Below are 12753 nucleotides of genomic sequence, written 5' to 3' on the forward strand. Positions count from 1 at the left end.
GGCTGATATTATCCTCAAGGATAGCGCTTTCGGACGGTTATCAATGCCAATTTAATTGTCGTCCTAAAAATTCCTCTAGTTTCTGATTATGGGGTTGGAAGAATTCCCGGATTTGCTGGAAAACTGGATCTTGGCGATCGACTTCATATTCTCCAGCGTTGAAGGGGTGATATTTATGGAGTTGGTGGGGGGAGAGTTCCAAAAATTCTAAGACCTGATTTAAAATGGCTTGGGGATGTTCGTAAAAGTCTTCGCTACGAATAATCAAAAACTGCTCCCGGGGAAATACTGACATCCAATTTTCCAGAAAATCGATATATATGCCTCTGGCTAGGTATTGCTTTTCCTCTTGTAGGCTGGGAGAATTAAATTTGATATTGTCCAGGTTAGACATGATTTCTAATTCCGTGGTAAAAGCCTCTTGCCAAGACCTCTTTTCCCACATTAATCTCTGCCAATGATAATAATGTGAAAAACTCCTGATTATCGGATTTCTCAATAATACAATCAGTTTCATGCGCGGAAATACTTCCCAGACGCGGCGGGGAACTTCTGGGGTTTCTAAATAGTGAGGGGTGGCTTCTCCCGTGATAAATTCGGCTGAGGTCGCTAGGTGGGGAAAATGGGAAAGATACCAGTCTAAACCTCGATAAAATAGCATAGTCCAAAAGTAAACTTCTTTTTTGATGCAGGGTAATACTTGCGGATGTTTACTTAAATAGTTGTACAGGGAAGTAGTGCCGCCTTTTTGAGTGCCAATAATTAAAAAATTCGGGTGCATGGGATGGTGATCATCCCAATATTGACTAGCAATTTCTGGGCGATTTTTTAACAGTTTTTTGTGGCTGGCATTTCGATAATGGGTGATGGCTTCTTGGATATTTCCTTGACGACTTAAAGCCTCTCCCAGGTTCATAGAAACTACATGAAAATCGGCAAAGTCTTGGAGTTTCTGGCGATAGATTTCAATGACGACATCAAGTTGATTGTGTTCGGATAATAAATTCCACAGATTCCAATATGACCAATAAAAATGAGGCCGAATATTTACGGCTTTGATATAGGCTTCTATAGCCTTAATTGGTTTTCCTTGGCGCAGAAATATCTGGGCTAATTGCAGACAAGCATCAAAGCATTCTGGGTCGATTTCTAGGGCTTTTTGGTAATTTTTAATCGCCTGATTCCATTTATTGAATCTTACGGCTACCTCGGCTAGTTTTTGGTAAATTATCGCGGAGTTATCTGGATGATTATTTAGGAGTTCTTTATAGTTACTAAAAATTTCCTGCCATGATTCGAGGTGGTTCAAAAGTTCTAAGAGTTTTAAGTAAGGCCATGTTAATTTGGGTTGGATGGTTATGCCTTTTTGATAGGCGGCGATCGCTTGTTTTATATCTCCTTGTTTTTGGCAGATTTCCCCCAGCTTAAAATGTGTCCAATCTATGTCTGGCTTCAGTTTAAGGCATTCTTGATAGGCGGCGATCGCATCCTGGTAATTTTTCTGTTCTGTGAAAACATCCCCCAAACGACTATAGACATAATACAAATCTGGGTCAATTTCCAGAGCCTGTTTATAGGCGTTTATCGCTGATTCCCATTGTTCACAATTGACGAAAGTTTCCCCTAAATTATAGGAAATTTCTGCCACGTTTGGATAAATTGCCATCGCCTTAGCATAAATGGCGATCGCTTGGGGAAATTTTCCCTGATTATCCAGTGCTTTGGCAACCTCCAGATATTCAGGAAGGTTAACATTTTGTGGTTCAATATTGATAGCTTTTAACCAACAGTAGTTGGCTTTATCCTGCTGATTAATTTGCCCAAATACTTTGGCTAAGTTGCGATAAACACCGCCAAAATCCGGTTTAATTTCGATAGCCTTTTCATAGCAGTTAATCGCAGATTGCCAATCATTTTTTTGAGCAAAAAGGCTGCCAAGATTCGCGTAAACTTCGGCAAAATTTGGCTCAATTTCTAAGGCTTTTTTATAGGATGCTTCCGCCTGATCAAACTCCCCTTGTAGCTGTTCAACAGTGCCGATAATTTTGTATGCTGGAGCCAAGTTAGGATGATATTCTAAGGCAGTTTTACAGGAAGCGATTGCCTCAGAAAATTGCTGTTGGGCTAGATATGTGTTAGCCTGCTGATATAGCTGTAATGCTAGTATTTCTTCGGAGGATGGCATTATCAATTTAAATCTTTTTCAAACTTCTAGGATGCTGAAAACATCCACTGATGGCTAATATATATAGCACAAAAATTGCCAAATGTCAATCATTGTCCATCATTAATTTAATCCCAATCAAACTCTAAATTTAAAAAATCCTGTAATCTTTGATTATGAGGATAAAAGTAATCTCGGAGTTGACTATAAACTGAAGGTTCGATTTGGGGATAACGTCCTGAGTTATAGGAACAATAGTTAGATAGTTCATAGCTAGGTAATCCCAAAAAATCCAAAACCCGATTAAAAACTTGGGACGGATTTTGATAAAAATCTTCACTGCGGATAATTAAAAACTGTTCCCTGGGAAAAATCGACATCCATTTTTCCAGAAATGGTAGATATAATCCTCGCCAGAGATATCCGGGATATTGACTTAGTTTCCTCTCCGATTCTAAATTACTTGTAATTAGGTTTAACTCCGATTTCATCACTATTTCTAAGGGTCTATATTCGCGCATTAATCTTACCCAATGGTGATATTGAGATATGGCTCGCGTGATGGGATTACGCAGTAAGAAAATTAATTTGATATCAGGAAATACCTCAAATATACGCTCAGGAACTTTGGCGGATTCCAAATAATTTGGCGTGGCTTCCCCAGTGATAATATTAGGCTCGACAAGACTGGGAGGAAAGTGGGATAAGTACCAATCTAAACCTCTGTCGAAATGCTTATCCCAAAAATGAGTTTCTTTTTTGATACAACCTACAATTTGAGGATGTTCTTCTAAATAACGATACAGAGATGTAGTGCCACCTTTTTGAGCGCCAATAATGATAAAATTAGGTGGGATAGGAGACGATTTATCTCCAGATTTCGCCATAATTTCAGGATGCGATCGCCGCATTTTTTGAGCAGCAGCATCCCGATATGCTACCATAGCCTCCGGGAACTTGTTTTGATGGCTGAGAAGTTCCCCCAAATTCAATTTAACTTGTTCAGAATCATAAAAACGGTCAATGGCTGCTACTAAAATTTCCCTAGCTTGGTCTAGCTGTTCATATTCAGCCAAAATATTCCATAAGTGCCAATAAGACCAAGAAAAATCAGGTTTAATTTCAATGGCTTTAAGAAAGGCATTCATAGCATCTTGAATTTGACCTTGTTGCCGCAAAATTTGACCCAAACTACGATAGGTTTCAAAGCAATTATAATCTACGGTTAAATGTTGAGAATAAACTTTAATGAGTTCGTCCCATTGGTGATGCTCAATTAAGATTTTTTCTAAGCTACGATAGGTCATGGTAGACTGGGGATTAACTTTCAGAGCTTTTTGATAAGACAAAATTGCCTGTTTCGGTCTTTTTAATGCCTTCAAAACTTCCCCTAAGTTATGATAGGCTTCAGAGGTATCAGGATATAATTTAATGGCTTGCCGATAACAGGCGATCGCCTTAGTGAATTCGCGGCACTTGAGCAGCATATTTCCTAACTTTATATAATCATCTGCACTCCCTTTCTCTGGTTCTAATTTCAGAGCTTTATATTGACATTTAATAAAATTATCGGTATCCTCTAACTCAGTCCATACCTTCGCCAAATTTCGATAAGCTCCGGCTAAATTAGGGTTAATTTTTAATGCTTTTTTATAGGCTGTAATAGCAGGTTTCCACCGGCTTTGCTTGGCATATAAACTACCTAAATTTGAGTAAACTTCCGCAAAATTAGGGTTAATTGTTAATGCTTTTTTATAGGATTTTTCTGCCTCGGATAATTGACCTTGGCATTGCCAAGCTATCCCCAAAGTTTTATAGGCGATCGCTAAATCAGGGTAGAGTTGTAAGGCTTCTTCACAAGCTCTTATCGCCGCCTCCCAGTCGCGATTATTAATGTACATAATAGCTTGCTGGTGAAGTTGTAATGCTAACAATTTCGGAGGTAGAGATACCATAAATAATTCAGTGAGATTAATAGTAGGCTTGATTGGGTCCGGAAATTTCTGATAACAACATTTCTAATTCACCTGGCTGGAAACCATCTCCGGTTTTCACTAAAAATAATTGATACCCCTCATCTATAATATCCACCCAATCTTTCACCTTTTCTAAAAATAGATTAATTCCCCGTTTAGCTTCTTGCTCATCGTTATCTTCTTCGGAAACATTATAATCATCAAAAATAGCCATTCCTCCCACCTTTAAAAGTCGCCATGAGAGCAAAGCATCTCGGAAGGCTACCGTCGCCAAATGACAACCATCAATATAAATTAGGTCATAGTAATCAGCCGCCAGAGAATTCAGAATATTTTGAGAATATCCGACTATTTTAATCACGCGATCGCCTGCATTAGTTTGAGCAATATTGCTATTAAATTCCGGTTGAAAATATGGGTCAATACAAGTAATTTTTGCAGTCGGATGAGTCAGGATATAATCAAGCAGCCAACAGGCTGACATCCCCTGAAAACTGCCAACTTCTAAGGCTTGAAAGTCGGGAATACCCGCCAGATGATGTAAATTGTTTTCCCAGGTGGGGATATTACTACTAAACCAGTCTCGGGTAAATCGATAATTACGTTGTTCGCTAACATCCCATCCCCGCAGTTTTAAGGCGGTGCGGTGATAACTAGCAGCTTCATCTAGGCGGTTATGTTCAGATAATAAATTACCCAGTTCTGTATAAGGTTTAGGGGAGGTAGAGTCTTTCTGGGTGGCAAGTTGTAGGGTGCTAATTTTTTCCTCAAACTCCTGGTATTGTTGACAAATATTCTGATATTTTTCCAGGATTTCAGCGTTCTTTGGTTGACATTCACAGGCGAGTTTATGAAAGGCGATCGCTCCTTCAAACTGATAATTTTTAGCTAACATTTCTCCTAATTGTAAATAGGGTTCCGGGTTTGGTTGGCTCAAACCTAAATTTTGCCAATTGTGATCCGGTGGATGATTAATCATTTCCGATAACCACTGACTAGCCTGATCTACGTCTGCTTGACTCTGTTCCCGGATCGCATAACCCAATTGACGATATAAACTATTACTAACTCCCGGCTTGTCTTCAGGAACTTTTTGTAAGGCTTGTAAATATATAGGAATGGCTTCCGAAAAACGTCGGTTTCTGCTTAAAGCATCCCCCAAATTTTCATGAGCCCAGTAGGAGTTTGGGTTTAATTCAACTGCTCGAAAACAAATAGCGATCGCTTCTTGAACTTTACCAACCTCTAACAAAGATCGCCCTAATGGGAGATGAGACCAAGGAGTTAGTGGGTTAATTTCCATGGCTTTTTTATAAACAGAAATCGCTTTTTCTGGTTCCTGTAAGCGAAACCAAGAATTTCCTAATTTATGATAAGCGAGTTCATTTTTGGGGTTAATTTTAATAGCTGTTTGATAGGCGGTGATCGCGGGTTGCCAATTTCCCTGTTGAGCCAACATATTCCCTAGGTCTACATGAATGCGATCGCATTGAGGATTAAGTTCAGCACCACGCTGATAAGCCGTTTCTGCTGCTGACCATTTTTCTAAGCCACTCAGTGCATTTCCCAATAAATAATAGGCTTTAAATGAGTCGGGTTGTTTAGCGATCGCTTGCTGACAATAACTGATAGCATCTTCATATTTTCCAAACATAATTAATAATTGAGCCAGGTTACGATATAACCCCACCAAATCAGGATTAAGACGCAAAGCGACATCATAGGCTTGCACTGCATCTTGCCACAATTTATGTTCGGCATACAGACTTCCCAAATTGCCGTAAACTTCAGCAAAATCTGGTTTAATTTCTAATGCGTTTGTATAGGCAATTAAGGCTTGCTCAAAGTTACCTTGCTTCTGGTAAGCCAGTCCCAAAGTTTTATAACCATCTGGCCAATATGGTTGTCTTTCCAAGGCGAAATTACAGCAGGCGATCGCTTCCTCTAATTTACCTTCGGTGAGATATTCAATTCCTTGTTGGTAGGGGTTAACTGCTAACAATTCCATATTTTCTAGTACATCCATATTATTTATTAGTGATTTAAAAATCAGTAAAGCACACCATACTATTATATTTTTGTTTACGCATTATACCATATTTACTAAATTTTGGTGGTATTTCTAAAAAAATCCAGCTAATTTTAATGTTTGCAACACTGAATCAAGATTAACATTAAAATTTTGTACATGAGCTGCTGTAGGGGTCAGATCTTCTGGAGCTTTTGCGATTAAATAATAATAATCTAAATGACAAATAGAACTTAGTTTCCAGTAATAATCTATAATGCTACCTGGTGCAAATATTTCAATTACTTTAGTTCCGGGAAGACAAAAAACCAAATTTGTCAAACTGGCACCATGTGGAGATATGACCATTTCTGCTTTTGTAAAATAAGCTGCTTGTTCTATGACAGACATACCCTCTAAAGTCAACACTTTAAACCCAAATTTTTCCAAAAAACAAATAAGTTTAGCTTCGTTTAAAATTTTTCTATACTGGGACTTATTTCGAGTAATATAGATATGACTTATTGGTTGTATAGATTGACTAAAAGCCTCAAATTTTTGTGAATTTAATATCAAGTTTTTTAACATCTTACAAGACCATCCATTGGTAATCAGTGGACGTGGACTTACAGAAGGCACAATGAGACAATCAGCTTTAATATAATTAATTGAATTATCAATAACTCTATCCATAGGAATTTTTAGCAATTCAAGAGTTTCTTGTTCATATTTTTTTCCATGTCCTGAAATAAATATACCATCCAAATTATCAAAGGTAATACCTGCTTCTAACAAGAGCATTAACCTAGCCACAATTTCAAACATCCAATGAAAATAGTTGTAAGTATACTGAACAGATAAGATGGCAATTCTACCAGAAACTTTTATAGGTTTAGGCAAATAATTGGAAGTCAAAATAATTTCAGGAGTTCCGGTAGATAAATCATTAATAATTTTTTGGTCTTCAGTAATAATTGCACTTGTGCAACTACTTCCCCAAGCTGTACTATTTTGTACTTGAGCAACAAAAGCATCTGGAAATTTAACTTTTTTATTCACAAAATAACTTAAACTTTCATTATCAGTTGTTTTGGGTTGTAAAAGATTGACTACTTGAGATGAGTATACAAGTTTTTTTTTGAATCTATTATCATCAACAGAAATGGTATAATTTCGCTGTAATTTGCTATATTTAAACATTACCGAAGGAGGAATTTTATATCCCATCCTGCATAGTTTAGAAAAATTTATCTTTCCTAATTTCTCAAAAATTATACCTATTTTATCATAAGCCTGATAATAGTCAGGGTCAATTTCCAGAGACTTAATAAAAATGCTAATAGCTTCATCCCATTTATGCTGGCTGCTCAAAATATTACCAATGCGTTCATAGTACCAAGGACAAGGCTTGATTTCAATGGCTTTTTGATAAGCGTTTATTGCTTCAGATAATCTATTGAGTTGACGTAATGAATCCCCTAATTTTTGATAAAACCAATCATTATGATTATTTAATAAAATCGCTTTTTTGTAAGAATTGGCTGCCGGCTCCCATTTATGTAATCCCATAAAAGCATCACCTAATAGATAGTAATTCCAGGCATTATTGGCTGTATCAATTATAGTCAATTTTTCAAATATATTGACTGCATTTTTCCAATCATTCAAAGTTAAAAATACCTGTCCTAAATTATAATAGGCTTCAGTTAAATTGGGAGACAGTCTGATAGCAGTTTTCAGGATAATAATTGCGTCATTATAAAGTTGCTTTTTAATATAAATTTTGCCTAAAATCATGTATATTTCAGCATAACCAGGCTGCATTTCTAAGGCGAAATTACAGCAGGCGATCGCTTCCTCTAATTTACCTTCTTTGAGATTTTCAATTGCTTGGTTATGGTATATAACGGCACGGTTTGGGGTATTCATCGATAAACTCATCGGCAATTTTTTCACTCAAACAATTAATTAAATTATATCAGCAATTTCCATAGTTTTTAATAAACTCTTGATATCTATATAAAAATTTTGATTTCTATCTATCTCATCATCTATGGTATTTGGGCATTCTGGATTAAATTCGCCCACTAAGTAATAATAATCTAATTGACAAATTTCGCTCATAGTCCAGTAACAGGGAAATGAGCTTGCGGGAGGAAATAACTCAATTACTTTAGTTCCAGGCTCACAGAAAACTAAGTTAGTTAACCCAGCACCATGAGGAGAAATTACCACTTCCGCATGATGTAAACACAATGCTTGTTGTTTCACCGACATATTTTCAAGATAGACCACTTGAAAACCTAATGGTTTGAGGATATCCATTAACTCCTGTTCATTGATAACTTTGCGAATATAAGCATTAGCTCTACTAATATAAATTTTACTAGAGTAATTGCATCGATTATCCTCTGCCATAAATGGATGTTTTAAAACTAAATCTTTGACAAAATTACAAGCCCATTTTGGTGTAGACAAGGTGCGAGATGGGACTATCAAAACCTCAGCTTGAATGTGACGAAAACAGCCAAACATTTTTTGATGTTCGGGAATGTCAAACATAGCTAAAGTTTCATCCTCATATTTGTGACCAAACTTATTAACCACAATTTTATCAATGGGTACTCCGCTGGCTAAAACCAGATGTAACCTAGGTATTACCTCGACCATCCAATGAAAGTAGTTTTGTCCACAATAAGCAGATACAAAAGCAATATTTCCTTTTAAGTGTATGGTCTCTGGTAAATTATGAGCAGCTAAAGCAATTCCTGAGTTGTCGGAAGATAAATCTTTAAGAACTTGATTATTGTCTGTTATTATTGTATGCAAAAAACCAGTATTTAATCCTGTAGATTGTGGAAAAAATTTCACTGTTCCGGCTGGTTGCTGAATTCGATAAGTTTTAAAATCTAAAGAACTATTAGAAACTGTATTTGGCTGTTTAAAATTAACTGAAGTAGATGGATATATCTCGATAGTTTGAACATGACTACAATTGCTACTATTGACTAACCACTTGTCTGGACTTGGTAAATTACAAAATTGAGAAAGCAGATCATTAGGTAATTCTAAATGCTTGCATCTTTGAGCATCTTCATGTCTTCCTAAGTTTTGTAAGTTCAGCCTAATTTGATTGTAGGCTTGATAATATTCTGGGTCATTTTTAAGTAATTTAAAACATAATTCCAGCGCCTCTTCCCACTTTTTTTGAGACATAAATACATTAATAATTGCTTCATAATACCAAGGTAAATTTTTGATGCTAATAGCTTTTCTATAAGCCTCAATTGCTTGGTCAAAATTACCCAATTTGTGTAAGCAATTCCCCAAGCCACAATAAAAACAGTCCTGATTACTATTGATAGATATCGCTTTTTGATAATTTTTTAAGGCGGTTAACCAATCTTTATTTTGATAATAAGCATCTGCTAGGAATCCATAAAACCATTCGCAATCAGGATTTTGAGTAACCAGAATTTGATACTGAGATATCGCCTGTTCATAACGATTTTGGCTGACTAAAATTTTACCCCAATTAACTCGATTATTAGGAGATTCTAAAAAACTTGGGTTTTGTTCAATGATGGCCTCGTAAATAACGAAAGCAGCATCCCAACATTCCTGAGCAACTAAAGTTTCTGCCAGGGAATAATAGTTTTTGATAAAATCAGGCTGTTGTGATAAAATCAAGGGGTATAATTTCACCAAATCTGGCCAGCGTTTTAACTCAAATAATGCCTTAGATAAGCCTAAATAAAACTCCAGAAAGTCTGACTTTAATTGAATGGCTTTTTGGTAAGCATCTGCTACATCTTCCCACTGCTGGAGTTGGGTGGCAGCTTTGGCTAATTGATAATAAGACCAACAAAAATCTGGGTTGATAGCGATCGCCTTCCGAAATGCCTCTACCGCCAAAGCCGGTTTATTTAACACCTGAAAAGCCTCTCCTAAATGGTGATGAGACCAACTAAAATCTGGTTGGATAGCGATCGCCTTCTCAAAAGCCGACACCGCCTCGGCTGGCTGATTTAATTGCATCAGACCTAACCCCAATTTATGGTGCGCTAAAAATAACTGAGGATGGTAAGCGATCGCCTTTTGAAATGCTGACACCGCCTCTGACCATTTCCCGGATTCAGCTAAGGTATTTCCTATCTGTAATTCCTCTTGTCCTCGCTGTTTTAAAATTGCATCTAATTTCAGTCCCTTTTGCCAATAGCTTTGAGCTTCTTCCGGTCGTCCTATCTTGGTTAACACTCTGGCTAAATTGCGATATAATCCCCGAAAATTAGGGTCAATACTGATGGCTTGCTTTAAGGTTACTTCCGCTTCTTCCCACCTTTCCTGTTGCGCGTAAAGACTGCCAAGATTTCCATAAGCAGCCACCAAATTAGGGTCGAGATTGATAGCTTTTTTATAGGCGTTTTCTGCGGCTTCTAGGCGGTTACTTTTTTGTAAAGCCAACCCCAAAGTTTTATAAGCCATAACCCATTCTGGCTGCTGTTGGATAACTTGTTGACAGTTAGCGATCGCCTCATCAAATTTCCCTTCTTCTAAATAGGCGATCGCCTGTTGATGAAGACTCACTAATTCCCCCGGAAGTTGAAAATCACGCTCCATATTATTCACTCACCCCTATACTCACCCTAATTATATACTAATTTTGCCAATTATTTACATCGATTAAAAATCAGCCATTAACCGCTATTCCAGCCAAATTTTACCTCTAATAAGTCCTCTAATGCTTGATTGTAAGGTTCGTAAAATTCTCCCAACTTATAGCGCCATAGTTCAGCAACATCAGGATAAAATCGAGAGTTGTATTTGGGATATGTTTCTAATGAATAATCGGCTAAACCCAAAAACTGATGTACTCTCCTTAAAGTATTGTCTGGACTATTATATAAATCCTCGCTTTTGAGAATCAGAAAATTATCTTTGGGGAAGATAGATAACCAATGTTTCAAAAATTCCACATATATACCACGTGCCAAATAACTATGGGGACAGTCCCAAATCTGACGATTACCCTGTTTAAATCGGTTTATTTCTGAGGCGATCGCTGTTGATAAATCTCGCGATTCCCAACCAATATTAACCCAATGATAGTAATGAGAAATCGCCCTATCTATGGGATTTCTTAGCATTACAATTAATTTCATGTCAGGATAACAGTTAAACAGACGTTCCGCTACAGACTGACAGTCCAAATAACTAGGTGTCGCTTCCCCAGTCATCACCCTATCGGCTTGAGGTATAGTACAAAAATGGCTCAAATACCAGTCTATACCTCGGTCAAACTTCCGAGACCAAAACTCAATTTCTTTGATAACAGATAAAGCCGTTTGTGGATGCTTTTCCAGATAATAATATAGGGAAGTAGTCCCCCCTTTTTGAGTGCCAATAATGATAAATTTAGGGGATAATTGAGGGTTGGTTAACTCCTGGTTAAACTTAATAGCTGTGGCTTGAACGTTACAATTTATCGCTGCTTCTAGGTTGCCTTGTTGGGCAAAAACTTCTCCTAAATTAATATATAATTCGCAGGATTTGGGATTTTTAACAATGGCTTTTTGATATAAATCCACCACTTCCCCTAAGCGTCCTTCCGCTTTAAGCAATGTCCACAAGTCCTTATATAACCAAGGAGGTAAATTCGGCTTTAATTCCATAGACCGTAAATAAGCCTCAATAGCCTGATGCCATTTCCCCACTTTAAATAAAGCATTGCCTAAGCGATAATAAGCATCATAACTATCAGGATGCTGTTTAACAATCTGATTGTGGATATTTAACTGATGTTCAAGTTCCCGTTGGCGTTCCCAAGCCTGATTAAGTTTGGGTAAAATCTCTGGATTTTTGGGCTCAATAGCCAACACTTTGTGATATAATATAATGGCTGCTAACCAATAATCTTTGCTGGCTAAATTGTCGGCTAATTTTTGATAAATTGTGATATCCTGAAAGGATGGCAAAATAGTTAAGTGTTCGATGATATTATCAAGATTTCCCTGACAGTATCCCGCCAAAGCATTACCCAACTTTTCATCAAGGTCTGGTAAATTATCATCAAGCTGAAAAGCTGTTAAATAGGCATCAATAGACTTTTCCCATTCACCGATATAACTGTAAGCATTACCTAAATTATAATAACACCAGGGAAAATTAGTATCAAGAGAAATTGCTTTTTGATATACTTCAATAGCTGCCGACCAATCACCCTGTTTAATCAGAGTATTTCCTAAATTATTATAAGACCAAAAAAAGCCGGAATTAACAGCGATCGCCTTTTGGTAAGCCGACCTAGCATCATCCCACCTTTCCAGTTGAGAGAAAGCATCCCCTAATTTATGGTGAGACCAGGAGAAACGAGGGTTTAGCTGGATCGCCTTTTGGTAAAAAGCGATCGCCTTCTCCAGCTTTCCCTCAGCCAAATAGTTTTCTGCCTTTTCGTGTAAACTCAAAGCCTCTGCTTCCGGGTTAGGTACAGACATCAACTCATTTTCAAAAATAACTAATTGCTAAACCAAACTCGATCAACTTTATGCCTTAGTTGTATAGGCCATCCTCACCCAGCACCATCAACTCTAAACACCCAAATTATG

Annotated in this window: 6 protein-coding genes; all 6 read right to left on the reverse strand. The window is 37.2% G+C overall.

What is annotated here, in order from left to right; translation table 11 throughout:
- Positions 1-40: 40 nt before the first annotated feature.
- A complete protein-coding gene (locus XZ46_RS06415) occupies positions 41-2185 on the reverse strand; it encodes a tetratricopeptide repeat-containing sulfotransferase family protein (protein WP_048894962.1) in 2145 nt (714 codons plus the stop codon).
- 107 nt (positions 2186-2292) lie between these two features.
- Positions 2293-4119 (reverse strand): tetratricopeptide repeat-containing sulfotransferase family protein, encoded by a 1827-nt coding sequence (locus tag XZ46_RS06420; protein WP_008049192.1) that lies wholly within the window; start codon positions 4117-4119, stop codon positions 2293-2295.
- A gap of 16 nt (positions 4120-4135) precedes the next feature.
- Positions 4136-6166 carry a tetratricopeptide repeat protein gene (locus XZ46_RS06425; protein ID WP_008049193.1) on the reverse strand — a complete coding sequence of 677 codons (2031 nt, stop codon included), beginning with the start codon at positions 6164-6166 and terminating at the stop codon, positions 4136-4138.
- A gap of 96 nt (positions 6167-6262) precedes the next feature.
- Complete coding sequence (locus XZ46_RS06430; protein WP_162198555.1) at positions 6263-8077, reverse strand: tetratricopeptide repeat protein; 1815 nt, start codon at positions 8075-8077, stop codon at positions 6263-6265.
- A gap of 39 nt (positions 8078-8116) precedes the next feature.
- Positions 8117-10768, reverse strand: a complete 2652-nt coding sequence (locus XZ46_RS06435; protein WP_008049195.1) for a tetratricopeptide repeat protein — start codon at positions 10766-10768, stop codon at positions 8117-8119.
- Positions 10769-10845: 77 nt separating this feature from the next.
- A complete protein-coding gene (locus XZ46_RS06440) occupies positions 10846-12642 on the reverse strand; it encodes a tetratricopeptide repeat-containing sulfotransferase family protein (protein ID WP_008049196.1) in 1797 nt (598 codons plus the stop codon).
- Positions 12643-12753 lie beyond the last annotated feature (111 nt).

The sequence above is a fragment of the Limnospira indica PCC 8005 genome, from assembly GCF_000973065.1.
Lineage (GTDB): Bacteria > Cyanobacteriota > Cyanobacteriia > Cyanobacteriales > Microcoleaceae > Limnospira > Limnospira fusiformis.